This window comes from Pedobacter hartonius, assembly GCF_900107535.1.
In the GTDB taxonomy this organism is placed as follows: Bacteria; Bacteroidota; Bacteroidia; order Sphingobacteriales; family Sphingobacteriaceae; genus Pedobacter; species Pedobacter hartonius.
Window position 1 is genome coordinate 379844 of record NZ_FNRA01000004.1, and the last position, 26939, is coordinate 406782.

Here is a 26939-nt window from a genome sequence, read left to right on the forward strand (position 1 = left end):
GATCAGTTAGAGTCCCAGTGGAATTCCGGTGAATATTCCGTTGGGATCATATTTCTGTTTTACCAACCTCAGTTGCGGCAGGTTGCTGCCGTACGCATGCCTGACCTGCTCATCGTTTTCACTACCAAGCATGGTTGCGTATCCGCCAGGCAATGAAAATGGAGCTGCCATTTCATACAGGTCGTTTACCCATTTTTTATGCTGCTCACTTGTAGCATCTTCCTCAGGTATCCACTCCGCACCAATCAACAGCACGAAATGCCTGTCCCTTAACCCGAAAGCTGTATCTGCCACAGCTACTTTTGTAGTTGCACCATGAACTTCTAATAATGCTACTACAGAAAGTGGCGAGGTTTTATGATGAATAGCTTCGGCTATACCGTCGATTAGCCCTGGTTGCAGTTCAGAAAGCCATCTTGTTTTTGTATAAACTCGTCGTCCGTTGACAATGAAGGGAGCAAAAGACTCAAGCAGGCCCTGTACGGTCACTTGTGAAATCTGTTCACGTATTGGTGTGCCTAACTGTCTGAAAGCATCAATATAGTGCTGGCCTTCTTCGGGATCCCCAAACCAGTTCGGTACAGCCATCAGTACAGGTTTGCCATCCGGGCCTGACATTGCCTGGATGAGCACATAAAGTTCATCAGGTGCCGACTTCATGATTTCGTTATATCCCTTCAATATATTTTTGGCCTCGCTCAGGCCGAACATGATCCTGCCGGCCAATAAGGGTTTGGCAGGGTGTAAGCGGATGATCAGCGATGTAACCACTCCAAAATTTCCGCCACCCCCGCGAAGTGCCCAAAGCAGATCCTCGTTTTCAGTCGGGCTGGCCACGACGAGGCTGCCATTAGCAAGAACTACCTCTGCGGATAGTAAATTATCTGCAGCCATACCGCATGAAGGGCTGATCAGCCCATATCCGCCGCCAAGTGTAAAACCTGTTATGCCTACTTCACCGGATGGCGGGGTCACATGTACCAGGTCAAACTTACCTGCCGCTGTAGTAAGATCGATAATTTTTGTGCCTCCTCCTACAACTGCTGTTTTTGCTGCTGCATCAATTTCAATGGTATTTATTTTAGTCAGATCGGCTACCAGTCCGCCATCAGCAAATGCGCGGCCCTGCCAGTCGTGGCCACCGCCACGAACAGATAATCTAATATTCTTTTTCTGTGCGAGTACTACTGCTGCCTGTACATCTTCAGTAGTTTCACACAGGCAGATCATCGCCGGCCGGTTATCCGTCGCCGCCCATCCCTGATAGGATACCGCATATTTTTCAGTACCAGGCAGGACAATTTTATTCTTTAAAAAGTCTTCCAGCTCTTCTACTGCTTTTTGATTCCAATCTGTCTTGTTCATGATATGAATTGTTTCCGTCAAAGATGGAAAGACCATGAATCCTGATCAATCCCCAATAATGGTGAACCCGGCTGAGTTCAGCCAGGCTCAACAAACTATAATGTTCATGCCTGCTAAAACAGGGCTTAGCGGGCAAGTGGCACTTGTTCCCTGGAGAATACTCCATTCGGGTCAAATTTTTTCCTGACCGACTGTAACCTTGGAAGATTGCTGCCATGTGCATTGGCGAGTTGTTCCTTATCTTCATTTCCAAGCATATTCAGATATCCTCCCGGCAGCGCATATGGAGCTACCTGTTCGATGAGATCGTCGGCCCATTTTTTATGCATATCACTGTTCGCATCGTCTTCAGGAAGCCATTCAGCAACTGCTTCGAAGATATAATGGGGTTCTCTTAATCCAAATGGGGTATCGGCTAATGGCACTCTTGTAGGCGCTCCGTGTAAATGAGCGGAAATAATTGTCGAGAGTGCTGATGTTTTATGTGCTGCAGCGCTCGCAATCGCCGCAATTACTTCCGGTGTAAAGTCAGCTATCCATCTGGTTCTTATATAAGAGCCATGGCCATTGAAGATGAATGGAGCGAAGGATTCCACCAATTCCTTCATTCTTATTTCAGAAACCTGATCCATTACCGGATTGCCTAACTTCCTGATGGAGTCAATGACGCGTCTGCCTTCCTCCGGATCACCATACCAGTTTGGCACAATCGCGATGACGTTACTGCCATCGGGGGCAGACATAGCGGAGACCAGTACATTGAGTTCATCAGGCGCGGATTGCATGAGTTTGTTATAGCCCTGCAATACAGTTTCAGTTTCAGAAAGGGGGAATGCAAAGAACCCGGACAATAGGGGTTTGGCCGGATGCAGGCGAATGCGCAATGAGGTGACCACCCCAAAACTTCCGCCGCCGCCGCAGAGCCCCCAAAGCAGGTCCGGGTTTTCGGTTTCGCTGGCAGTAACCACACGCCCGTCGGCAAGAACTACTTCTGCACCAATGATATTATCTGCCCCTAAACCATTTGAAGGGGTCGTTAGCCCATACCCGCCGCCGAATGCAAATCCGGCTACGCCAACTGCTCCACCGGTACCCACCACTGCGATGAGGTCATAAGGATCTGCTGCTGCAATCAGGTCCTGCGCAATTACACCGCCTCCGGTGGTGGCCACCCTTGCCTCCGCGTCGATTTCTATCGTATTTAAATTTCTAAGATCGATCACCAGCCCGTTATGAGCGAATGAACGTCCCTGCCAGTCATGACCGCCACCGCGAACAGATAAACGTAAGTTTTTTTTACTGGCTAATGCCAATGCTGCCCGTACATCTGCTGTTGTTTCACACAGGCAGATGATTGCAGGCTGATTGTGGGTTGCTGCCCAGCCTTCTCTGGATGCAGGATACTTTTCAGTGCCCGGCAGCACAATTTTATTCTTTAAAAAATCTTCCAGTTCGGCGACTGTACTCTGGTTCCAATCCGTATTACTCATAATAGTAGATTATTTTGTCAATCATCACGTACTATAACTTAACCCATTTATGCCTAATAAAGCAGCATTTAGCGGGCAAGCGGCACTTGTTCCCTGGAGAATACCCCATTCGGGTCAAATTTTTTCCTGACCGACTGTAACCTTGGAAGATTGCTGCCATGTGCATTGGCGAGTTGTTCCTTATCATCATTTCCCATGAAAGCCAAATAACCTCCCGGCAATGCATAAGAGTCTATCTTTTCAAATAGATCATCGACCCATTTTTTATGTATATCTGCGTTTGCTGTATCTTCAGTGGTCCATTCCGCCAGTGCTGAAACAGCAAAATGGGCTTCTCTCAAGCCAAATGCAGTCTCACTTAAAGGAACTCTTGCAGGTGCCCCGTGCAAATGCATGAGTCCAATTCCGGATAATGCCGAAGTTGGCTGGGATGCAGCATCGGCAATAGCAGTCATTACTTCTGGTGCCACATCAGACATCCATCTTGTTGTACAGTAATGAAAATGACCATTTTCGATGAAATTGGATAAAGATTCCAGCAGGTCCTTTATCGTTGTTTCAGTTACCTGCTCCATGACCGGATTACCTAACTTCCTGATCGAATCGATAACGCGTTGACCTTCTTCCACATCACCATACCAGGTTGGTGCTATCATGATCACCTTAGTCCCGTCGGGAGCCGGTTTAAAAGCTACTATTGCAGACAGTTCATCGGGGGCAGACTTCATTAACTTGTTATAGCCATGTAAGATAGTCTCAGTTTCAGACAAAGGGAACATAATAAATCCTGCCAATAGAGGTTTGGCAGGGTAAAGACTAAGACGTAATGAGGTTACCACTCCAAAACTTCCGCCGCCGCCACGTAATCCCCAAAGCAGGTCCGGGTTTTCAGCTTCACTGGCAGTTACGATCTGGCCGTTCGCAAGAACGACTTCTGCACCGATAATACTGTCTGCAGCTAAACCAGTCGAAGGGCTTGTTAATCCATAACCACCCACAAGTGAATAACCGGTCATTCCAATTTCGCCGCAATTGCCAACCGTTGCGATGAGACCATACGGATCTGCTGCATTTATTAACTTCAGTGCAGTTACGCCGCCTCCAATAGTGGCTACCTTAGCATCTGGGTCAATAACTATAGTATTTAGATGCTCAAGGTCGATCACGAATCCCTGGTGAGCAACAGAGCGTCCCTGCCAGTCATGGCCGCCGCCTCTGACAGACAGAGGTAATTTCTTTTTGCCGGCTAATGTCACTGCAGCCTGTACATCTTCTGTTGTACTGCAGAAACAAATGATCGCAGGCTTGTTATTGGTTACCGCCCAACCTATTTTCAAAGCAGCATATTCCTCACTGCCCTGAAGCACAATTTTATTCTTTAAGAAGTCTTCCAGTTCCTGAACTGTTTTTTGGTTCCAATCTGTATTGTTCATGATGTCGATTCTTTAAAATCAAAGATGGAAATACCACAATGTCTTATCAATCCCCAACAATGGTGAGTATAACTAGCTGGATTTCCAGCGCTTAGCCTGGCCATAAGCAGAATATTGGGATAATATCCCTTATTTCGGGGATATTTCAGGAGAGTTAAAAATGCTTTCTTTGTTTAGCTGCATTGGTGTGAATGGCGACTATTATTTCTCTGCGATAAATGAATGATTTAGGAAATGCCGTTGGTTTATGTCATAATTGTCTTAGTAATCAACTTATGTTTACCTATAAATAAATTTTCAACAATGAAAAAAAACAAAATTTTTGTGTTATTATGTGCAATTACTGCACTAATGATTGCCTCTTGTTCCAAAAAGGCAGAAAATGAATTAAACGCCGGGAATGCACAGGATGCAAGCAGAAAGAGTATTAACAATGTGGCTGCAGCCGAATCTTCTTTCAGAATTATAGGTTATATTCAGGACTGGGCAGATGTGGACCAGGTACAATTTGATAAGCTTACCCATATCAATTACGCTTTCGCAATGCCCAATGCAGATGGCACCATTAATGACGTCGATAAACCGAATGTGCTAAGGTCAGTGGTGGCAAAAGCCCATGCAAATGGTGTAAAAGCCTTTATTTCTATTGGTGGCGGTACGGCAGAAGCTCTTGAAGCATTTAATGCGTTGGCTTCATCTCCGAAGAGCCGCGCTACCTTTCGAATCGCATTACTGGAGTTTGTCGACAAGTATTCCCTGGATGGAGCAGATATAGACTGGGAATATCCAGTGAAAAATGAAACCGATGTCGATTATTCGGCCCTGATGCAGCAATTGAGCATCTCGCTGCATAACGATGGAAAGCAGCTCAGTGGGGTGGTTTCCGGAAGCTATGGGGACTTTATCCGTCCTAGTGTTTTTGCACAGGTAGATTGGATCAATATTCTTGCTTATGACGAGGGTACAACCAATCATTCAACTCTTGATATTGCCCAGCGTTCCCTTGATCACTGGCTGGGAATGGGACTAAGTCCTGCGAAAGCAATGCTCGGAGTGCCATTTTACGGCTTGTCACCAACTCAGGAGGCACTTTCTTTTGCAAGTTTATTAGCACAGGGGGCAAATCCTGACAGTGATGTTTTTAATGACTACGGTTACAACGGTATTACTACAATTAAAACAAAAACAGATCTTGCTTATCAACGCGGCAATGGTATTATGATTTGGAACGTAGGCCAGGATGCTGTTGGTGCAAATTCCCTGCTTAGCGCTATCTATGCGGAGGTACAAAAGCTTGAAAGCTCCGCTGCTAAAAAATCAGTTGCTAAAAAATAGACCAGTTCTACATCGTCTTTGATCTGAGGCCCTTTTGAATCCAAAAGGGCCTCATTTTTATAATCCCAGGGGTCTAAATCTAAAACTTATACTTTCAATCTCTGGATTCTAACCGCGTTCAAAATCGCCAATAGGGCTACGCCAACATCAGCGATAACAGCTTCCCATAAGGTTGCTACACCACCGGCACCTAAACTGAGCACAATGATTTTGACACCCATTGCCAGGGCAATATTCTGCCAGACGATGTTTTTTGTGAGCCTTCCGATTTTTATTGCCGTTACAATTTTTGAAGGCTGATCATTCTGGATCACAATATCGGCGGTTTCTATCGTCGCATCGCTGCCCAGTCCGCCCATAGCGATACCGGCATCTGCCAATGCTACTACCGGTGCATCGTTGATCCCGTCTCCCACAAAAGCAATCCGCCTGCCTACTGCTTTCAGGGCTTCAACTTTTTCAACCTTGTTTTCAGGTAAAAGATCGCCAAAAGCCTTATCTATGCCAAGCAGCTTTGCTATTTTGTTGACGACGGCCTGTTTGTCTCCACTGAGCATTACGGTCTGCAGTTTCAGTTCGTGCATTGCTTTGATTGCTTCCAGGGCGTCTTCCTTTAATTCATCTGCAATGGTAATGTAACCTGCATATACTCCGTCTATAGCGATAACTACTACGGTATCTTCTTCCCCGGCCGCAGACTGATCATAACTGATACTGAACTGGTCCAGCAATTTGGTATTACCTGCAAGTATCTGCTTTCCGTTGACCAGGCCTTTTAATCCTTTGCCCGAAATTTCTTCTACCTCATTAACCATCATGTTTGAGAGTTTGCCTGCATAAGCGGTAATAGCGCTTGCAATAGGGTGGCTTGATTTGCTTTCTATGGCAGCAGCAAGATTGACCAGTTCCTTTTCATCGCCATTAACGGCCACTACGCTTTGCACATTGAATACCCCTTTGGTCAATGTGCCGGTTTTGTCCATCACCACGGTATTAATCTGTGTCACCACATCCAGGAAATTTGAACCCTTAAACAGGATACCGTTTTTTGAGGCCAGCCCGATCCCGCCGAAATATCCCAGAGGGATAGATACCACCAGCGCACAGGGACAGCTGATGACCAGGAATACCAGTCCCCGGTACAACCAATCGCTGAACACATAATGCTCCGCGAAAAAATAGGGCAGGCCTACCACCAATACCGCGAGTGCAAACACTGCAGGTGTATAAACCTTTGCAAAACGTGAGATGAACAGTTGTGTATTAGATTTTCTCGCTGTGGCATCCTGAACCATTTCCAGTATCCTGCTCAGCTTGCTGTCTTTAAATAATGCCTGCACCCTAACCTCAACCACTGTATTCAGGTTGATCATCCCCGCCAGCACGCTTTCACCTTTATTTTTCGTGTCGGGTTTACTTTCGCCGGTCATCGCAGCAGTATTAAATGTGCCTTTTTCTGAGAGGAGCTCTCCATCCAGCGCCACTTTCTCCCCGGCTTTTATCTGTATGATTTCATCAACATTTACTTCGGCCGAATGTATCGTTTCCGGATTTCCGTTTCTGAGCACGGTTACCGTATCCGGCCGGATGTCCAGTAAAGCTTTAATGCTCCTTTTTGCATTGGATACCGCCGTGTCCTGGAACCACTCTCCGATAGAATAGAATACCATTACAGCTACTCCTTCACTATAAGAACCAATGGAGAAGGCACCGATAGTGGCCACACTCATCAGGAAAAATTCATTAAAAAAATCGAGATGCAGGGCCTTTTTATAGGAAAGCTTCAGTACATCCCATCCGGCAAGTAAATAAGCAATACCAAATATGACCAGCTGAATCATGTTTGCAGGCTGGATGTGAAAGCCAAAATCAAGTGTCAGCATGACCGCTAAAATCAGCAATGCCGATAGTAAGGGAATCTGTCCCTTCCAGCTGGAATCATGATCGCCGCCATGGTCATGGTCGTGGTCATGATCCCCATGGTCATGGTCGTCGTGATGATCTGCTTTTGGTTCTGGTGAACAGCATTCGCATGCATGTGGTTTACTCATGGTTTTTCGTTAGCAGGAAGAATTTACTGACGCTGCCTGTCAATTGTAAAAGTAACGAAAATAGGGCTGCAATGGTATTGCAAACTACGGGATGCACTTGCTGCAGGTTCCCTTTACCATCAAATTTACTTCTTCTGAAGCAAAGCCCTCGGGTAGCACTACCTGCGGAATTTTTGATTTCGTAAGGCAGGACGTTTCGCGGCAGGCGGTACAGAAGAAATGAACATGAAAATCATGATGATGCCCGGCTACGCAGTCTTCGGCGCAAAGTGCGTATTTAGGAGCTCCGGAACCGTCATCAATGCTGTGCACCAATCCTTTTTCCCCGAATTTTTTTAGCACACGGTACAGCGTAACCCTATCTGAAGGCTCAAGACCTTTTTCCACATCGGTTAAACTGATCGCAGAAGATTGTTTGAGCAGAAACTCAAGCACAAGCAGACGCATCGCAGTCGGATTGATGCTTTTATGATTGAGTATATCTTCAAGGCCTTTAATCATGATATATCTTTTTGCTGCTGCAATAGAATAATGTAAAAATAAAAAAAGTTGTAGAGTATCCGGTCAGTTTGACCAGATACTTTACAATAAATATATTTATCAAGCTTATCCTCTGTGGCCGCCACCGTGATTGTTGCCGCCTCTTCCACCGCCATGGTTATTTCCACCACCTCCATGATCGTTTCCACCACCGTGATTGTTTCCACCGCCATGATTAAATCCACCGCCGTGGTTGTATCCACGCCTGTTATAACCGTTGTTTCTGTAGATATTTGTTGGCCTTCCGCCGTATCCGCCCCTGTATCCGCCACCGCGATAGTTGGTTACATACCTTGTACGGTATACGTTATGCCGCATCCATGGGTCTCTCGAATTGATTACGATTATCCTGCCGCCATAAAGGTCGTAATCCCTGTAACGGGAGGCAAGATAACGTCTGTGCACCCAGCTACCACCTTCTAAATAAACATATTGCCTGCTCGGAACATCATAATAGCTGTCTACATCTGGCAGGTAGTAGTAGTCTACATGATTATATCCTCTTGGTCCCCAGTCGGGCTGTGAGCCTATATTTACACTTAAGCTCAGCTGCGCTTTTGCCGGTACAGCCGCCAGGGATCCAATCCCTATCGCTGCAATTAAAAGTAGTTTTTTCATAACAGTTTCATTTGTGTGTGATAACTTATGTTCAAAGTTTATGCCAATGATTATAATTATTTCTAATCACATCTGCATAAACTTATTTGGTTATATTTGTGAGACAGTAATTCCCGACATTAGTTTAATTTATTGCCCTTAAATGATTACGAAAACTGCAATTTCTGCCACAAAATTTGAATTGATATCTGGCTTAGAGATTCATGTTCAGTTAAATACAGCCTCCAAAATATTTTCTTCAGAGAGTGCCGCCTTTGGTGCTAAACCCAATGAAAATATTTCTCCGGTATCGCTTGCGCTGCCGGGAGCATTGCCGAAATTGAATAAAGAGGTAGTTGCAAAAGCCATCAGAATGGGGCTGGCCCTGAACTGCACCATCAATCAGACTAACTTTTTTGACAGAAAGAACTACTTCTATGCAGATCTGCCCAAAGGTTATCAGATCACACAGGATAACCGGCCGATTTGCCAGAACGGATATATAGACCTTACCCTGACCGACGGTACGGAAAGAAGAATAGGTATTAATCGCATTCATCTGGAAGAAGATGCAGGTAAAAGCATGCACGACCAGAATGACAGTTATTCATACGTTGACCTGAACAGGGCAGGAGTGCCTTTAATAGAGATCGTCACTGAACCTGATATCCGGTCTGCCGAGGAAGCCTCTGCATTGCTCAGCGAAATGAGAAAGCTGGTGCGGCATCTTGATGTGAGTGACGGAAATATGGAAGAGGGCAGCTTACGCTGTGATGCCAATATCTCGATCCGGGAAAAAGGAACAACAGAGTTTGGTACACGCTGTGAAGTAAAAAACCTGAATTCGATCAGGAATGTGCGCAGGGCAATGGACTTTGAGTTCAACCGACAGCAGGAACTGGTTTCGGCAGGTGGTACGATCATCCAAAGCACGCTGACATTTGATGCCGACCAGGGAACTACCGCACCAATGAGAACAAAGGAGATGGCCAATGATTACCGTTATTTCCCGGATCCCGATCTGCCCCCTGTACAAATATCAGATGAATGGCTTGCACAGTTAAAAGCAGCTATGCCGGCACTGCCAAAAGAAATCACCGCGAAACTGGTGGCTGATTTTGGGATCAGCAATTCCGAAGCATCAATCTTTGCTGAAGATGAAGTATTACTGAAGTATCTGAATGCAGCGTTAGCAGAAGTGAAAAATCCAAAAAGTCTGATCAACTGGCTTACAGGACCTATAAGGGCACTATTGAACGAACAACAGTTAACCATCTCTTCTTTCAGGCTGAGTCCGTCACAGCTTGCTGCGGTAATTAACCTCGTTGAAGAAAAGAAGATCACCCAGCAGATCGCTTTACAGCAGCTTTTGCCGGCTATACAGCAGGCACCCGGATCGGATCCTCTTGTGCTGGCAGCAGAGCTAAATATCCTGATTGTTGAGAATAGCGATGAGCTTTCAGACTTTGCCGATCAGGTGCTTGAAAAGTTTAAACCACAGGTAATTGCCTATAAAAGTGGTAAAAAAGGAGTTCTAGGCTTGTTTGTGGGTGAAGTAATGAAGCTTGCCAAAGGAAAGGCCGATCCGCAAAAGATCAACAGGTTACTCGAAGAAAAATTAAAATAGCCGGTTTAACAAACTGGTCATCATCAAAATAGAATGAGAACACATAATAAAGCTATATCCATAATAAAAATAGCCGTTTTCCTGCTCCTATGTACAGCATTTGTGGCCTGCAAGGACAAAAGCAAGTTCGAGATCGGCGGTAAGTTTGAGAATGCAAAACCAAAATCAAAGGTCTACCTGTATTCAATTGATAAAAACAACGAGACGGCAGTTGACTCCACCGTATTATCTGATAAAGGAGAATTCAAATTCGCCAACAATGCCCCTGATGTCGATTTTTTCAAGGTTAAGATTGATAACAACGAATATATAGTGATCGTTAAAAATGGCGATGTCATTAAACTTGATGCTGATCTTTCCAGCCCTACACTTGATTATAAGCTTTCAGGTGCCGATGAAGCCGATAAGCTGGAGGAACTGAATAAAAACCGGAACCAGTATGTAGCAAAGCTGATCGCCCTGGAAACACAGTTCCAGGAAAATGTAGCCAAAAATCCTGAAAGCAGACAGGCAATCATCAACCAGATGAGCCCTGAACTGACCAGGGTGAAACAGGAAATGATCGATTATATCCTGAAGTTCGCTATGGACAATACCAGTTCGCTGGCAAGTTTTTATGCAATGAATTCACTCAACCCGGGCGATTATGAGCAGGAAATGTTAGCCTATGCAGATAAGATCAAAAGCAACTTTAATAAGAACGAAGCGGTAACGGAGTTCCTGGTAAGAATGGCAAAATTAAGATCGGTACAGGTAGGACAGCCGGCACCGGAATTTAACATGCCAACTATAGACGGCAAAACCGTGAAACTGTCAGCGCTGAAGGGTAAATATGTAATGCTGGACTTCTGGGCTTCCTGGTGCCAGCCCTGCAGACAGGAGAATCCGCATGTGGTACAGGTGTACAATAAATATAAAAGCAAAAACTTCACTATCGTAGGTATTTCCCTGGATAAGGACGTTGACGCATGGAAACAGGCAGTGGCCCAGGACGGTTTAACCTGGACACACGGAAGCGAACTGAATGATTTTGAAAGCCCTACAGTACGCGCATACCAGGTTGAAGCTATTCCCGCATCCTTTATTATAGATCCTGAAGGTAAAATCATTGCGAAAAACCTTAGTGGCGACGAACTGGACTCCTTTTTAAATAAGACTTTACGTTAACCCTAATTCCATGTTAAACTAATGGATGCTATTAACAATTTGTTAACCTTCATTTAACCTCTTAGTATAATTGATTACTTAATTTCGTAACAAATATTTAAAGCCATGAGCACCGTAAAACAAAAGATACTAATAGTTGATGATGAACCTGATATTTTAGAGCTAATTGAGTATAACCTTAAAAAGGAAGGTTATCAGGTTTACCTTGCCAGTAATGGCCAGGACGGTATTGCGGTGGCTAAAAAGGTACATCCTGATCTGATCATACTTGATATCATGATGCCTAAAATGGACGGAATAGAAGCCTGCCGTCTGATGCGCGCTATCCCTGAGTTTAAAAATACCTTCATGGTATTTCTTACGGCAAGGAGCGAGGAGTATTCTGAAATTGCAGGATTTAATGTGGGTGCAGATGATTATATCGCCAAACCTATTAAACCACGGGCTTTGGTGAGCCGTATCAATGCTATTCTTCGCCGGAATGTCAGCAATGACGAGGTGTCTGATAATAAGGTTGAGATCGGTGACCTGGTCATTGACAGGGAAGCCTACCTGGTTTATCAGAACGGACAGAAAGTAGTTCTGGCAAAAAAAGAATTTGAATTGTTGTACTTACTGGCCTCGAAACCGGGTAAGGTATATACGAGAGAATCTATCCTGAAAAACATCTGGGAAGATTCTGTAGTGGTGACCAACAGGACTATCGATGTGCATATTCGTAAGCTAAGGGAGAAATTAGGTGAAACTTATGTGGCTACAGTGAAAGGTGTGGGGTATAAGTTCGAACTTTCTTAGTACTTTTGTGCTTTAGAAAATCCACACCATTGAAATATCCTTCATTTAAAGACCTGATTCTATTCGAAGACGATAACCACATCGTTGTAAATAAGCCGCCATTTGTAGCCTCGCTGGACGAGCGTGGCGGCTCAGGCGAACTGAACATCCTTCGCCTCGCAAAACAATACTCCGCCGATGCCCAGGTCTGTCACCGCCTGGACAAAGAAACCTCGGGAGCTATTATCATTGCAAAAAACCCTGAAGCCTACCGGTCTGTTTCGATGCAGTTTGAGAAACGCAGGGTAAAAAAGACCTATCATGCCGTTGTTGACGGGCAGTACACTTTCAATGAACTCTTTATTGACCTGCCCATCCTGAATGACGGAAACAGAAGCGTTACCATCGACCGTAAGGAAGGCAAACGCGCTGAAACTATTTTCAATTCTATCAAATTTTATAAACATTATACGCTGGTTGAATGTAAGCCTATCACCGGACGGATGCACCAGATCAGAATTCACCTGGCGACACAGCGCGCTGCAATTTGCGGCGATACCTTATATAAAGGTAAGCCTGTGTTTTTATCCGCTATTAAAAAGGGATACCGGATTGCAAAGGACGACGAAGAACTGCCCATCATGAAAAGGTTCGCACTGCATGCAAAACATGTTGTCTTTAAAGGCCTGGATGAACAGGAAATTGAGGTTGAAGCTCCATACCCTAAAGACTTTGCAACGCTGATTAAATTGTTAGATAAATTCGATAGTTAAAATAAAGAAGGCATGTATGTAAGATTGGTAACTTATCTCGATGAAATTAACCAATACCGCAGGACTAAAATATCAAACAGAAATTTTCTCGTAATTGCGGCGCTAATTGTAGGAATACTTGCAGGCCTGGCAGCAGCGCTGTTAAAATCGCTGACCCACCATATTGAAGACTTCCTCCAGGATGGCTTTCACTGGGAATATAAGTATTATCTTTTTCTGGTGTTCCCGCTGATCGGAATCTTGCTTTCGGTGATGTATGTAAGACGTTTTATCAGAAAGGGCAAATTCGAAACCGGGTTAACCCCTATATTATATACCATCTCAAAAAAATCAAGCCGCGTTGAACCGCATAACATTTATTCACAGATCATCACCGCTGCACTGACAGTGGGATTTGGTGGTTCTACGGGGTTGGAAGCGCCCATTGTTCAGAGCGGGGCAGGGATAGGCTCTGTGATCGGCCGGTTTTTAGGCCTGTCCTATCGTGAAACTACCATGTTACTGGCCTGCGGTGCCGCAGCAGGTATTGCCGGCGCTTTTAACAGCCCCATTGCCGGGATCGTTTTTGCAATTGAGATCCTTTTACCAGAATTTTCGATCCCTGCTTTTATTCCACTCTTACTTGCATCGGCTACCGCTGCTGTGGTGGCCAGGTTTTTTTATAATGAACAGTTATTTTTCCTGGTTACTGAAGGCTGGGAGTTTAATGCACTGATCTGGTATGTGGTACTGGCTGTGCTGATCGGACTGTTCTCCATTTACTTTAATAAGATCTATTATTTCATTAAGCACATATTTCACGATATTAAAGCTCCCTATCAGCGGGTAATTGCCGGTGGAGTAGTACTTGGCGCCATGGTGTTTTTGTTCCCTACGCTGTATGGTGAAGGATATATCACAATTAAGAACCTCTTAGGGGGGAATTACAGTACGGTGATCACCAACAGCATCTTTTCATCCTATAGTAACCTGCCATGGGCAATCATCCTGTTTACCGTGATCACACTGTTCGCAAAATCTGCCGCCACGCTGATCACGCTCGGCGCAGGAGGGAATGGAGGGATCTTTGCACCTAGCCTGATCATGGGTGGCCTCATTGGCTTTGTACTGGCCTTTACTATCAATACTCTTGGAATCGCGCATGTGAACATCGCTAATTTTATCGTGGCAGGAATGGCGGCCTCCCTGAGTGCTATCATGCACGCTCCGCTGACCGGGATTTTCCTTATCGCCGAAATTACCGGCGGATATGTGCTGATGGTTCCGCTGATGATCACTTCGGCCATAGCATACCTGATCAGCCGCAGCCAGAATAAATATTCTATCTATACCAAACCACTGGCCGAAAGCGGCGAACTGATGTCTTATGAGGATAAGGATTCTACAGTGCTGCATATGATGAAACTGAAGTACCTGCTGGAAAATGACTACCTGGTGCTGAATGAAAATGAAACAATTGCAGAACGTCTGCCAGATATCCTGAATTCCAAAAGGAATCTTTTTCCTGTCATCGCTGAGGATAAAACCTTTAAGGGTTTGATCTATGTGGAAGATGTACTGAAGAAGGCCATTCATACTCCATCTGCGGATGAATTATCTGTCCATGACCTGATGCAGACGGCCCCGGATGTGTTGTATATCAATGATTCGTTAAAAAATGTACTTTCGAAAATGGAGAAGGAAAATGCCTGGCTGCTTCCGGTACTGAATGAACAGGAAGAATACCTGGGTATTGTATCCAAGACTGCGATATTTAATAAGTACAGGGCATTGCTGAGCAGGCAGGCGGATTACATGGAGTAATGTGTGTGGGGGAGAGTCCGGGTTGGGCGCATAAATTCTTCTGCTTATTTTAAGCTTATAATTTCGCTAAGAGATATCGCCGGGCTGTTCTTCTGATCATAAACTGGTGGTATACTGGTCCTACCAGGCATAGTTCGGGCTTAGCCAAAACATGCCCCCGCTATACCCCGGCATTACCCTTTTAGGTATAGCTGAGGTATAGCCGGGCTAAGAATGAAGTAACAGTGGGGTATGCCTGGCAGGACTAGTATATTACGCTAAGCGCTGCAATTTAAGAAGCAGGTAAGGTACTCTATACGACAAGTTATTATTTATATCCGGGCACGATGTTGCAGGATAGCCTGATTTTAAGCAAAAAAGCGCGGTCCTGGGATAAGAAGCGCGCTTTTGTAAAAGTAGTATTCTTTATTCTATAATATTATTCCGTTACTCTTTTCAGTCCGAACTTCTCGATTTTGCTGTACAGGTGGCTGCGCTGAATATCGATGTCGTCTGCTGTTTTAGAGACATTCCAGTTGTTTTTTTCCAGTTTAAACTTGATGAATTCCCTTTCAGCATGGTCTTTATAGTCCTGGAAATTATTGAATTTATCATAGTTGGTGGTGCTTACGGCAGCGCCGCTAGTTCCGTTTGCAGCACCTGCAGCACCAATATTGGTACCTCCGCCGGGATTAGCAAATGCGGCTACATCGTGGTCTGTGATGATTTTATCGCTGAGGATGATCAGACGTTCGATCATATTGTGCAGTTCACGTACGTTTCCTGTCCATGGTAATCCTTTCAGGGCTTCCATTCCGGCGTCACTGATCTTTTTTACCGGCATTCCGTAGTCCTTGCAGATCTCTTCCAGGAAGCTGAGTGCAATTTCAGGGATATCTTCAATACGTTCGGTGAGGTGGGGAACATGAATGTTGATTACATTCAGGCGGTGGTATAAGTCCATCCTGAAGTTACCGTCCTCAATTTCCTTCATCAGGTCTTTGTTGGTTGCAGCAAGCACACGTACATTCACTTCCAGTTCTTTCTCCCCGCCAACACGTGTAATCTTATGTTCCTGTAAGGCACGCAGTACTTTAGCCTGTGCAGAAAGGCTCATATCGCCAATCTCATCCAGAAATAATGTACCGCCATTGGCAAGTTCAAATTTACCGATCCGCTGTTTAACGGCAGAAGTAAATGAACCTTTCTCATGTCCGAATAGTTCACTTTCTATCAGCTCAGAAGGAATAGCAGCACAGTTCACCTCGATTAAGGGGTTGTCAGACCTGTGTGATTTTTCATGCAGCCATCGGGCCACCAGTTCTTTTCCGCTACCATTTGCGCCGGTAATCAATACCCTTGCTTCGGTAGGGGCAACACGCTCAATCGTCTCTTTGATCTTATTGATATTTTCAGAACTTCCAAGGATATCCCTTGTCTTGCTTACTTTTCTTTTGAGTACCTTGGTTTCGGTAACGAGGTTACCTCTGTCTAAAGCATTTCTAACGGTAATCAGTAAACGGTTCAGATCAGGTGGCTTAGAGATAAAATCGAAGGCTCCTTTTTTACTTGCCTCAATGGCAGTTTCTACAGTACCATGGCCTGAGATCATAATGAATGGAAGATCCGGACTGAAAGCCAGTGCCTGTTCAAGCACCTCCATCCCGTCCATCTTGTTCATCTTTATGTCGCACAATACCAGATCGAATTTCTTTTTCTTAATCAGATCTAACCCCTCAACGCCATTATCAATATCTTCAACTTCATAGTTCTCATACTCTAAGATCTCACGTAATGTGCTTCTTATCGCACGCTCATCATCAATAATTAATAATTTTGCCATAGGTTGTACTCTCTTCTCTTTTATTGGATACGAATATATTTACTAATTATCAATTATTGTTGATAAAATAAAAAAATGCAAGCCTGTAAGCCGGGTTCTGTACCCCAACGAATCAGGGCTTCTATCATTAATCTACTATAAATGTTGCCATTTATCTCTAACGACCTACCCACTGACATCGGACGAGCAGCCCTACATGCGTCAGCCTATTTGGTCTTTCAACTCCCGGGGTTTACCAGCTCTTCCGGTCGCCCGGAAAATTCGTGAGCTCTTACCTCACGTTTTCAACCTTACCTGTGCCTGGGCCATCGGCGGTATACTTTCTGCGGCACTTTCCATAATTCAGGTCTTCATTCCCAAACCTCTTCCCGTTAGGAAGCGGGATGCTCTGTGTTGCCCGGACTTTCCTCTCTAAGATGCCGGAGCATTACTTACAGCGATAGAACGGCTTGCATTTTGCGCAAATATATAAAACCTGCATAAGATTATGCCTAACAATTCAAAATGAATAGGAAACGGTTATTTGCAGTCTTTAAGATCCTTTGCTACCTGCTCGTTGGTATACATTCCCTGTTTATGCCCGAATCCGTTGGTAATATAGACAATCAGTTGGGCAATATCTATATCTGCCATATTAAAATCAGGCATTTTGCCCTCATAAACTTTACCGTGTATGGTAAGGGGTGTGGAAAATCCGTTTTTAATGATACAGGCCAGTTGTGACTTGTTTGCTTTCATGAAAATGCTGTCTGTCAGGGGAGGGGTAAGTTCGCCCAGTCCTTCACCTTTCTCACCGTGGCAATTCTGGCAGTGCTGAATGTACAGGTCCCTTCCATTGACATAATAGGCGTCGCGCTGCACGCTCTCTGCTGTCTGACAGGAATAAAATATCCCGGCCATCAGCAGGGAGAAGATCGTGGATAGGATTAATTTTCTCACTTATTGTTTTTCCTCGAGTAATACAGGAATGTCTTTTTCCAGCTGGGCTACCTGGTCGGCATTGGTACCGTCATATGCCCCGCGGATCCTCCTGTCTTTATCGATCAGTACAAGGTACCCCTGGTGTACATAACCCTGTTTGTCTGTGCCGTCCTGTTCCACTGAAACGAGGTAACTTTTTGTGGCAAGGCCATAGACCGTATCCTTCAGGCCATAGGCGAACTGCCATTTAGGACCATCAACACCAAGTTTCTGTGCATATTTTTTTAATACCGAAGGTGTATCGTATTTAAAATCTATCGTATGTGACAGGAACATCACCTCAGGATTGTCCCTGAATTTGTCAAATATGTTCTTCATGTTCCGGTGCATAATAGGGCAGATGCTGGTACAGGAAGTGAAAAAAAAGTCTGCAACATATATCTTACCCTTAAAATTGTCGTTCGTAATATATGTACTGTCCTGATTGAGTAATTTAAACGCGGGGATGGTTTGATAAACCGTATCCACACTCCTAGTCCCGTCGCTGTTTTTCACCGTTTTGGTGTCTCTCAAACCGTAAACAGGAAGCTTCCGTTGCTCCTTACAGGCACATAAAAAGAGGATTGCCGCTAGCACAATGGTGTATCTGATCGTAAACTGGTATTTCATATAAATTGATTGTTAAGGCAAAGGTACATTACTGTGAAAATAAAGTGTAAGGTAGCTGTAAATATTTATTAGTTTTGCCCAAAGAATTGAAACACTTAATGAGAAAGAGATATAATGCTGCCATAACAGCTTTGGGAGGATATGTACCAGACACCATTTTAACGAATCAAGATCTTGAAAAGATGGTAGATACGAATAATGAATGGATTATTTCGAGAACCGGAATTCAGGAAAGAAGGATTCTGAACGATGATTCGCTGGCTACTTCTGATTTGGCTACTATGGCGGTTAAAAGTTTGCTGAAAGACAGCAGTATTGACCCTGCGGAAATTGAATGCGTTATTGTAGCCACGGCAACGCCGGACTATATTATGGTCTCTACAGCAAGTATTGTTTGTGAAAAAGCAGGACTAAAAAATGCCTGGGGGGTAGATTCCAATGCAGCATGCAGTGGATTTTTATATGCGCTCACGCTGGGCGCAAGTTTGGTTGAAAGTAACCGTTACAAAAACGTGATCGTTGTTGGTGCTGATGCCAACAGCTCTATCGTCAATTATTCCGACAGGAACACCTGCATCCTTTTCGGAGACGGCGCCGGTGCAGTATTACTGGAACGTACCGAAGAAGAAGTTGGACTGATAGACAATGTATTCAGAACAGATGGTGTAGGTAAAGAACATCTTATCGTTACTGCCGGAGGATCCCTGCATCCGTCATCTCCGGAAACACTGGAAAAAAAATTAAATTATATCTCTCAGAACGGAAGGGTGGTTTTTAAAGCTGCAATCGAGGGAATGACCCAAACCTGTACAGAGATCATGGAGAGAAATGACATGGTTGCGAAAGATGTCAACTGGCTGATCCCGCATCAGGCTAACCTGAGGATTATCAAAGCCGTAGGAGAGAAGCTGGGGCTTAACGAAAGCCAGGTGAAGGTAAATATTCAGCGTTATGGTAATACTACGGCTGCAACTATTCCGTTGTGCCTATGGGAGTTTAAAAACGACTTTAAAGAAAATGACAATATGCTGCTCACTGCTTTTGGCGCCGGGTTCTCCTGGGGTGCCACTTATTTAAAGTGGGGGAAACTAAGAAAGTAAACAAAAATGCTGACACGCGCCATTGCTATTTTACTTCTATGCTGTTCGGTTTCAGTAAACCTGGCGGGACTTTTTGTTTTTGCAGGTTTCGAAATAAACAAAACGTATATCGCAAATGAACTGTGTATCAACAGGAACAGACCGGAACTGCACTGTAACGGTAAATGTTACCTGATGAATAAGCTTAAACAGGCGCAGGACAAAGAGCAGAAACAGCAACGCCAGTTTCAAAAAATACAATTACAACTGCAGGAAGCCATCGTTGCCCTGCCCTACGTTTTCAAACAATATTCCATTGCAGCCATTAATTTCCGCATCCCCCTTACTACAGGGATGCCGGTTGCCAGGATAAATGTTATCTTTCATCCTCCACAGCTCGGCTGATCATTTTTATTTTCTTGTGATACCATTCCCCGAGTGGTGTAAAATGTTATTGGCTTTGCCTTTAGCAATTCATAAACTATTCAGTCAATGTCTGAACAGGACTTTGGCTGATCTCTAAAATATTATTGATGAAACCAATTTTTTTATTGCTGACCCTTGTTATCATTACGTGCGCCTGCACACCCGCTGCTAATTATAAAACTGAAAGAGATGAAGTGATGAAATTCCACGATGTGGTGATGGAAGATCATGGAAAACTGGTAGATCACCAGATGAAGCTGGACACCCTGTTGAAATCCCTGCCCGCAGTCCGGCAAAAATACCCGGCGATGGATACGCTGCGGGAAAAAGAGACCATGAAACAGACACTGGAAAAGCTGAACAAGGCCGAAGACCTCATGAACGACTGGATGCATAAGTTTGAGCCTGATGTTACCGGCAAGTCTGACGCTGAAGCAGTAACTTATTTTAAAGCGGAGCGTCTTAAAATAGGCAGTATTGACAGCGTGTACAAGTCTGAGATTACTTCATCAGGTGCTTACCTGGCTAAATTCGGTAAATAATGAAGACAGTAATCTATAGCTTACTGCTGCTCAGTATTCTGGCCGGCTGTAAGAGGAAAGAGAAACAGCTTCCCTTTCTTCAGCAGGAGATTGTAGGAAAAGACACTACCTACAGGACAATCCCCTCATTCAAATTCCTGAACCAGGACAGTGCCGTGGTCACAGACAAAGATTTTGACGGTACAATTTATGTGGCAGATTTCTTTTTTACCTCTTGCCCTACCATTTGTCCTACCATGCACCGCAATTTACTGAAGGTGTACAAAAAATACCTGAACAACCCGCAGGTAAAGCTGGCTTCACATACCATCGATGTCAAGTATGATACGCCATCAAGAATGAAGGCTTATGCAGATAAACTCGGAATCAAAGGTAATCAGTGGGAATTTCTCTGGGGAACCAGGGATAGTATTTATTCGCTTGCAGAACGCAATTACCTGGTCTCCGTAGGGCAGGACAATAAGGCGCCGGGAGGATTTGTGCACCAGGGCTACCTGATCCTGGTAGACAAGCATAAGCGCATTCGCGGAGCCTATGACGGAACGGTAGATGAGCAGGTGCAGCAGCTGATGGACGACATGGATGTTTTACTAAAAGAGCAATAGCTATGGGAGAAAATACTTCGACTATCAAACGCCAGGTAAAACGCAACATGTACAAATGGCACCGCGTGCTGGGCATCATGACGGTGATTCCGGTCATTTTCTGGACCTGCTCGGGCTTAAGTCATCCCATCATTGCGCATTGGTTTAAAGTGCCCCTGGCACACGAATACCTGAAGCCCGAGGTCATAGACCGCGGGCAGGTAAAACTCTCCATCCAGCAGGTACTGAGCAGGAACGGAGTCAGCCTGTTAAAAAACTTCAGGCTCATCCGCTTTCGCGGACAAACCTTTTACCAGGTGAAGAACAGGAAAAATGAGCTGTTGTATTTTTCTGCCCTGGATGGTAAGCAGCTCGTTAATGGGGAGCATTTATATGCAGAGTACCTTGCGCGTTATTTTCTGGGTGACAGTACTTCTAAAGTAAGGGCGGTAGAGAAAATCACTGCTTTTAACGGCCAATACCAGTACGTGAACCGTTTACTCCCGGTCTGGAAAATAAGCTTTGGCAGGGGAGACCACATGGATGTCTACGTAGAGACAGCTCAAAGCAGACTGGCGAATTATAACGACAGTAACCGGAAGGTCTTTCTCTGGGTATTCAGTAATTTTCATAGTTATGCATTCATTGAAAAGATCACAAACAATACCTTCAGGTATATTTTGATATTGTTTTTTGCTGCCATCGTGATCTGCTCTACGCTGAGCGGGCTGCTGGTATACGGGTTCTTATGGAACAAGTTCAAAAAGCCGGTGGATGGGCAGAAATTAGGTTTTCTGCGCCGCAATCACCGCAGTATCGGGATAGCTGTTTCGCTGGTTACGCTGAGTTTCGTCGGCTCCGGAGCTTACCATGCCACGCGGAAGTTTAAGCCGGACGACAGGATCAATTATGTTTTTGAACCGGAGATCAATATTGCTGAACTGGCTTTTTCTTCAAATGACCTGCCGCTGAAATGGGATGAGGTAAGCAATATCTCCGCTGCCCGGTTTGACAACAAAACCTGGTACCAGGTACGCACGCTCAGGAAAGAGAATGACAGCTGGAAGAAACAGCAGGTGGCAAATGCCGAGACAATGTTTGAAGGAAAAAACAGGAAGAATAAGCCTGACCTGGAATATTACGCTGCTGCTGACGGAAAGTTTTTACCGGAGGGCGTAATGGAGCATAGCTACAGTCTGGTGAAACATTTTGTAGCACAGGGCGCCGCAGACGGAGAAGCAGCCTGCTGTGAAATGATGGCGAATGCCGCGGCAGACCAGTCGGCAGCCCTGATCATCTCCTCTTCAGATTACCTGACAAAGTTTGATACAGATTACGGTTTTATCAATAAACGGTTGCCGGTGGTGAAGCTGGCTTTAAGTACACCCACCCATCTTACGTATTATCTTGAGCCTGCTACGGGAAGACTGGCGGCTAAAGTTCAGGATAGCGACAGACGGGAAGGCCTGAGTTTCGCTGTTTTTCATAAGTACCTGCTGGTAGATTTCGCCGGGAAGAACTTCAGGGATTTCCTGACCGCCTTTGCCGCAATGGGCGTATTGGTGGTCAGCGTGCTGGGGCTTATTCTGTTTATTAAAACGAATTAGCTGATAAAGTCCTTGAAAAGTCATAAAAGGACCAAACCGCTGCATTGCCCTTAAAATAAATCGTTGAATGGAAAACAAAATACATATATTACTGTTCTTAAATAAAATTAACAGGTTAGATCATGAAAATATTCAAAATCTTCTTCCCCTTTCAGCAGATGCTTGAGGCAGTAACAGAATTATTTAACACAAAAACAACTACATCTCAACACCTTGTACCTGTGAGGGTAAAAGAAGCTGACAGGTTTGCGATGATTAGAGCTCGTGAGGCTCAGCGCAGATACAATCAAGGAAACAATATACTTTAAAATACATGAAAGCTGCCCCATAAAGGCAGCTTTTGTTTTATACGCATAAAAATTATGGCAAAGACCGTAGCAGCAAGCTTAGTCGAGATATTAGAGCATGCTGGCGTGAAGCATGTACATGGAGTTGTAGGTGATTCATTGAATGGAATTGTAGACGAGATCCGAAACTCTAAAACGATCAAATGGATCCACTACAGGCATGAAGAGGCGGCTGCCTTCGCTGCAGGTGCCGAAGCCCAGCTCAGCGGTCGTCTGGCAGTATGTGCAGGAAGCTGCGGACCCGGGAACATGCACCTCATCAACGGTCTGTATGATGCCCACAAAAGTAACGCCCCTGTACTCGCTATTGCAGCGCATATTCCTAGTGAACAGATAGGGACATCTTATTTCCAGGAAACACGCCCAGAATCCTTATTTCGTGAATGCAGTTACTATTGTGAGACCATTGCTTCCGCAAGGCAGATGCCGCGCCTACTGCAAATTGCAATGCAGCATGCAGTTGGCCAGAACGGCGTAGCCGTTGTCAGCCTATCAGGAGACGTGGCGATGGAAAAAATGGAAAACGAAGCACTGGAACATGCCATCTTCATGAACCGCCCCGCTGTCCGCCCTTCTGATGAAGAATTACAGAAGCTGGCACAGCTGATCAACCAGGCTAAAAAAGTGACACTTTTATGCGGTGCAGGATGTGTTGGTGCACATGACATGCTGCTTGCTCTTGGTGCAAAGATAAAATCGCCCATGGTACATGCCCTTCGTGGTAAAGAACATGTGCAATATGATAATCCCTACGACGTGGGGATGACCGGGTTGATCGGAATATCTTCAGGCTACCAGGCCGTGGAAGACAGCGATCTGCTGCTGATGCTCGGTACTGACTTTCCTTATAAGGAATGGTATCCTTCAAAAGCGAAGATCGTACAGCTTGACATTCGCCCTGAACGTTTGGGAAGAAGGTGTAAACTGGATCTGGGACTTACAGGTGATGTCAGAGAGACCATCAAGGCGGTTCTTCCTTTTCTGGAAGAAGTTACCGGCAGTTCTTTCCTGGAGAAATGCCAGGAGCGTTACCGGGACAACCGTAAAAATTTACTGGAACATGCTAAGCCGGTAACCGGAAAGGCTATCCATCCTGAATACCTCACCCGGGTGCTGAGTGAGCAGGCTGCCGCTGATGCAATATTTACCGCAGATGTTGGTACGCCGACGGTATGGGCGGCACGGTACGTGGATATGAAACCCGGCAGAAGGCTGATCGGCTCATTCAATCATGGATCTATGGCGAGTGCTATGCCACAGGCGATAGGGGCACAGTTTACCTATCCGGACCGGCAGGTGATTTCGCTTTGCGGGGACGGTGGATTTGCGATGCTGATGGGCGATATACTCACAATTTTCCAGTATGACCTTCCGGTTAAACTGATTGTGTACAACAACAGCTCACTGGGTTTTGTGGCCATGGAGATGAAGGTGATTGGCATGCCTCCTTTTGCTACAGACCTTAAAAATCCTGATTTTGCAAAAATGGCCGAAGCGATAGGTATCAAAGGAATCAGGGTTGAGCAGTCAGAAGATGTAGAGGCTGCAATTGCAGCGGCGCTTGCGCATCCGGGACCAGTTCTGGTTGACGTAGTTGTAAACCGGGCAGAACTGTCAATGCCGCCTAAGATTGACTTTGAGCAGGCGAAAGGATTCGGCATCTACATGCTTCGCCAGACGCTTTTGGGCGACGGAAAAGAGGTATGGGATACCCTTAGTTCAAATTTTTTGAGTAAATAGCGGTATGAATGTATTTATTACAAGGGTAATCCCGGAAGCAGGGTTACAACTCTTAAAAGACGCAGGACTACAGGTTAAACAGTGGACAGAAAAAAGGAAACTTACAGTTGATGAACTGATTGAAGAGTGCAAGTGGGCAGATGCCTTGCTCAGCGCCGGTCAGCAGCTTGGCCGGGAATTCCTGGAAGCGAGTGCCCATCTCAAAGTTATTGCGCTGAATTCAGTAGGATATGATAATGTTGATATAGAAACAGCAACCCGCCTGAAGATCCCGGTAGGGAATACACCAGGAGTGCTGAGCGGCGCTACAGCCGATACTGCATTTTTGCTGATGATGGCTGCCGCAAGGAATGCCTTCTACATGCACAAAACGATCATCGACGGCGAATGGGATTTCTTTGAGCCCACGGCTAACCTTGGGAAAGAACTTACCGGGGGAACGCTGGGGGTATTTGGAATGGGCAAAATTGGCGTTGAAATGGCCAGACGCTGTGCGGGTGCTTTTGGAATGAAGATCGTCTACCATAACAGGAACAGGAATTTAGAGGCCGAGCAGGAGCTTGGGGCGACATTCGTTTCCTTCGAAGAATTGCTCAGGCAGAGCGACGTGATATCCGTGCATACAGCACTTACTCCCGAAACAGAGGGTAAGTTTGATGCCGCGGTTTTCAAACAAATGAAATCTTCCGCAATCTTTGTCAATACGGCGAGGGGAAAAATCCACAATGAAGAAGACCTGATCAGTGCATTGCAGAATAAAGTGATCTGGGGCGCAGGACTTGATGTGACCAACCCCGAGCCTATGAAGTCTGACAATCCGTTACTAACCATGCCGAATGTTGCCGTATTGCCCCATATCGGTTCGGCAACGGAGACTACAAGAGATGCCATGGCAAAATTAGCTGCCGGAAATATCATTGCAGGCTTGAAGGGCGAAAAATTGCCCTCACCGGTTAATCCGGAAATCTACACTGATTCACAGCATAACTGATAGCGCCTGCGGCTGGCTGTTTAGCTGCCCGGCTGCTGAAGGTGAACCTGGTTTTTCAGCATCTCGATCTCCTGCTGCAGGCGTTTGATTTTTTGCAGCAGGCCCATTATGGCTTCGATACCTTCAATATTGATTTGCAGCTCATAGTGGAAATGGATAAAACGTTCCATTTCCACTAACTGCTTATAGTGTATGTATTTATTGTTGTCAATTACTGTCAGCACAATTAAGCCTGAATCTTCCAGGGCACCGATAAAAGAAGCTTCAACTGCATATTTTAAGCAGTAATCGTTTATTGTGATTAATTCTGTTTCCATAGCGGTATGAATTAGAATCAGGTTAATTTGGAAAGCTCCTGCAGTTCTTTGAACAATGCAATCTGCTTTTCTGTTAAGCCTGTAGGTATTTTAACAATATAAGTGACAAAAAGGTTCCCGGATTGTCCTTCTTTTTTATAAACAGGGAACCCTTTGCTCTTCAGTCTGATCCTGGTCTCATTCTGAGTGCCTGCGGGCACTTTAAGCTTCACTTTGCCATCGAGCGTATCAACCGTTACCTCTCCACCTAAAACAGCCGTGTAAAGGTCTATTTTCTTGTTGACATAAAGATCGTCGTTCAGGCGTCTGAAAGTCGGGTCATCTGCAACAGTTATCGTTAAGAACAGGTCTCCGCCAGGGCCGTTATTCGCACCGGGGCCGCCTTGTCCGGCAAGTTTGATCACCTGTCCGTTTGCAATTCCTGCGGGAATCGTTATTCTCAGGTTTTTGCCATTTACCGTTATGGTCGGCTTGTGGGTTGTTGCTGCTTCGCGGAAAGAGATCCTCAATTCTGCCTGCAGGTCCTGTCCTTTAAACTTAGTGCTGTTCCTTCCGGCCCTGCTGTTTCCGCCGCCAAACATAGATTCAAAGAAATCGGAAAAATCGCCCCCGCCAAAACCACCTGATCCGCCTCCGAAGCCACCGCGGCTACTTCCTCCAGCTCCGAAGGGATTACTTCCTCCGGCTGATCCGGACTGCGCAAACTGGTCGGCATGTTTCCAATTTTCTCCGTATTCATCAAATTTCTTGCGCTTTTCGGGATCATTCAATACCTCATTGGCCTCGTTAATCTGCTGAAACATTTTATTGGCTTCTTTGTCGTCGGGGTTTAAGTCAGGATGGTATTTCCGTGCAAGTTTTCTGTACGCTTTTTTAATATCGTCCTGAGATGCTTTTTTATCTACCCCCAGGATCTTGTAATAATCAATGTATGCCATA

Annotated in this window: 25 protein-coding genes and 1 other RNA gene; 14 read left to right on the plus strand and 12 right to left on the minus strand. The window is 45.1% G+C overall.

Annotated features, from left to right (window positions below; all coding sequences use genetic code 11):
* Positions 1-6: 6 nt before the first annotated feature.
* From BLW16_RS10135 to BLW16_RS10145, 3 genes are all read right to left on the minus strand, one after another.
* A complete protein-coding gene (locus tag BLW16_RS10135) occupies positions 7-1365 on the minus strand; it encodes an FAD-binding oxidoreductase (RefSeq protein ID WP_175470540.1) in 1359 nt (452 codons plus the stop codon).
* 125 nt (positions 1366-1490) lie between these two features.
* The gene (locus tag BLW16_RS10140; RefSeq protein ID WP_090556459.1) at positions 1491-2855 is read right to left on the minus strand and encodes an FAD-binding oxidoreductase; all 1365 of its coding nucleotides are present in this window, start codon (positions 2853-2855) and stop codon (positions 1491-1493) included.
* Positions 2856-2923: 68 nt separating this feature from the next.
* A complete protein-coding gene (locus BLW16_RS10145) occupies positions 2924-4288 on the minus strand; it encodes an FAD-binding oxidoreductase (protein ID WP_090556460.1) in 1365 nt (454 codons plus the stop codon).
* Positions 4289-4591: 303 nt separating this feature from the next.
* Here BLW16_RS10145 and BLW16_RS10150 point away from each other — a divergent pair, with 303 nt between their 5' ends.
* Positions 4592-5623: a glycosyl hydrolase family 18 protein gene (locus BLW16_RS10150; protein WP_175470541.1), complete on the plus strand. Its 1032-nt coding sequence runs from the start codon at positions 4592-4594 to the stop codon at positions 5621-5623.
* A gap of 86 nt (positions 5624-5709) precedes the next feature.
* On the opposite strand, the gene BLW16_RS10155 is transcribed toward BLW16_RS10150, so the two are convergent.
* The 3 genes from BLW16_RS10155 to BLW16_RS10165 form a co-directional block, all read right to left on the minus strand.
* A complete protein-coding gene (locus BLW16_RS10155; RefSeq protein WP_090556462.1) occupies positions 5710-7674 on the minus strand; it encodes a heavy metal translocating P-type ATPase in 1965 nt (654 codons plus the stop codon).
* 84 nt (positions 7675-7758) lie between these two features.
* Positions 7759-8175, minus strand: coding sequence for a Fur family transcriptional regulator (locus BLW16_RS10160; RefSeq protein ID WP_090556463.1), 417 nt, complete (start codon positions 8173-8175; stop codon positions 7759-7761).
* Between the two features lie 105 nt (positions 8176-8280).
* Positions 8281-8832 (minus strand): hypothetical protein, encoded by a 552-nt coding sequence (locus tag BLW16_RS10165; RefSeq protein WP_090556464.1) that lies wholly within the window; start codon positions 8830-8832, stop codon positions 8281-8283.
* Positions 8833-8974: 142 nt separating this feature from the next.
* On the opposite strand from BLW16_RS10165, the gene gatB reads away from it, so the two are divergent.
* The 5 genes from gatB to BLW16_RS10190 all read left to right on the plus strand — a co-directional run bounded on the left by gatB (position 8975) and on the right by BLW16_RS10190 (position 14955).
* Entirely contained in the window at positions 8975-10438 is a 1464-nt protein-coding gene (gatB, locus tag BLW16_RS10170; RefSeq protein ID WP_090556465.1) for an Asp-tRNA(Asn)/Glu-tRNA(Gln) amidotransferase subunit GatB, read from the plus strand.
* A gap of 33 nt (positions 10439-10471) precedes the next feature.
* The gene (locus tag BLW16_RS10175; RefSeq protein ID WP_090556466.1) at positions 10472-11605 is read left to right on the plus strand and encodes a TlpA disulfide reductase family protein; all 1134 of its coding nucleotides are present in this window, start codon (positions 10472-10474) and stop codon (positions 11603-11605) included.
* A 105-nt stretch (positions 11606-11710) separates the two neighbouring features.
* A complete protein-coding gene (locus tag BLW16_RS10180) occupies positions 11711-12400 on the plus strand; it encodes a response regulator transcription factor (protein ID WP_090556467.1) in 690 nt (229 codons plus the stop codon).
* A 29-nt stretch (positions 12401-12429) separates the two neighbouring features.
* Entirely contained in the window at positions 12430-13152 is a 723-nt protein-coding gene (locus BLW16_RS10185; protein ID WP_090556468.1) for an RluA family pseudouridine synthase, read from the plus strand.
* A 12-nt stretch (positions 13153-13164) separates the two neighbouring features.
* Positions 13165-14955 (plus strand): chloride channel protein, encoded by a 1791-nt coding sequence (locus BLW16_RS10190; RefSeq protein ID WP_090556469.1) that lies wholly within the window; start codon positions 13165-13167, stop codon positions 14953-14955.
* Between the two features lie 418 nt (positions 14956-15373).
* Here the strand turns inward: BLW16_RS10190 and BLW16_RS10195 are convergent, their stop codons facing one another.
* The 4 genes from BLW16_RS10195 to BLW16_RS10210 form a co-directional block, all read right to left on the minus strand.
* A complete protein-coding gene (locus BLW16_RS10195) occupies positions 15374-16777 on the minus strand; it encodes a sigma-54-dependent transcriptional regulator (protein WP_090556470.1) in 1404 nt (467 codons plus the stop codon).
* 70 nt (positions 16778-16847) lie between these two features.
* An RNA gene (gene rnpB, locus BLW16_RS10200) (RNase P RNA component class A) lies at positions 16848-17233 on the minus strand.
* Positions 17234-17296: 63 nt separating this feature from the next.
* Positions 17297-17716 carry a c-type cytochrome gene (locus BLW16_RS10205; RefSeq protein ID WP_175470542.1) on the minus strand — a complete coding sequence of 140 codons (420 nt, stop codon included), beginning with the start codon at positions 17714-17716 and terminating at the stop codon, positions 17297-17299.
* Positions 17717-18367 (minus strand): SCO family protein, encoded by a 651-nt coding sequence (locus BLW16_RS10210; RefSeq protein ID WP_090556471.1) that lies wholly within the window; start codon positions 18365-18367, stop codon positions 17717-17719.
* Positions 18368-18465: 98 nt separating this feature from the next.
* On the opposite strand from BLW16_RS10210, the gene BLW16_RS10215 reads away from it, so the two are divergent.
* From BLW16_RS10215 to BLW16_RS10250, 8 genes are all read left to right on the plus strand, one after another.
* Positions 18466-19467 carry a beta-ketoacyl-ACP synthase III gene (locus BLW16_RS10215; RefSeq protein ID WP_090556472.1) on the plus strand — a complete coding sequence of 334 codons (1002 nt, stop codon included), beginning with the start codon at positions 18466-18468 and terminating at the stop codon, positions 19465-19467.
* Between the two features lie 6 nt (positions 19468-19473).
* Entirely contained in the window at positions 19474-19851 is a 378-nt protein-coding gene (locus tag BLW16_RS10220; RefSeq protein ID WP_090556473.1) for a hypothetical protein, read from the plus strand.
* Between the two features lie 128 nt (positions 19852-19979).
* Entirely contained in the window at positions 19980-20414 is a 435-nt protein-coding gene (locus tag BLW16_RS10225) for a hypothetical protein (protein WP_090556474.1), read from the plus strand.
* The gene (locus BLW16_RS10230) at positions 20414-21019 is read left to right on the plus strand and encodes an SCO family protein (protein ID WP_090556475.1); all 606 of its coding nucleotides are present in this window, start codon (positions 20414-20416) and stop codon (positions 21017-21019) included. Before BLW16_RS10225 ends, BLW16_RS10230 begins: the two co-directional genes overlap by 1 nt.
* A gap of 2 nt (positions 21020-21021) precedes the next feature.
* On the plus strand, positions 21022-22605 hold the full coding sequence (locus tag BLW16_RS10235) for a hypothetical protein (protein ID WP_090556476.1): 1584 nt from the start codon (positions 21022-21024) through the stop codon (positions 22603-22605).
* A gap of 122 nt (positions 22606-22727) precedes the next feature.
* Positions 22728-22913, plus strand: a complete 186-nt coding sequence (locus BLW16_RS10240) for a hypothetical protein (protein ID WP_090556477.1) — start codon at positions 22728-22730, stop codon at positions 22911-22913.
* Positions 22914-22967: 54 nt separating this feature from the next.
* Positions 22968-24692 carry a ubiquinone-dependent pyruvate dehydrogenase gene (poxB, locus tag BLW16_RS10245; RefSeq protein WP_090556478.1) on the plus strand — a complete coding sequence of 575 codons (1725 nt, stop codon included), beginning with the start codon at positions 22968-22970 and terminating at the stop codon, positions 24690-24692.
* Positions 24693-24696: 4 nt separating this feature from the next.
* A complete protein-coding gene (locus tag BLW16_RS10250) occupies positions 24697-25683 on the plus strand; it encodes a 2-hydroxyacid dehydrogenase (RefSeq protein WP_090556479.1) in 987 nt (328 codons plus the stop codon).
* Between the two features lie 20 nt (positions 25684-25703).
* On the opposite strand, the gene BLW16_RS10255 is transcribed toward BLW16_RS10250, so the two are convergent.
* Positions 25704-26000, minus strand: a complete 297-nt coding sequence (locus tag BLW16_RS10255) for a chaperone modulator CbpM (RefSeq protein ID WP_090556480.1) — start codon at positions 25998-26000, stop codon at positions 25704-25706.
* A 17-nt stretch (positions 26001-26017) separates the two neighbouring features.
* Positions 26018-26938 (minus strand): DnaJ C-terminal domain-containing protein, encoded by a 921-nt coding sequence (locus BLW16_RS10260; protein WP_090556481.1) that lies wholly within the window; start codon positions 26936-26938, stop codon positions 26018-26020.
* Position 26939: the final 1 nt, after the last annotated feature.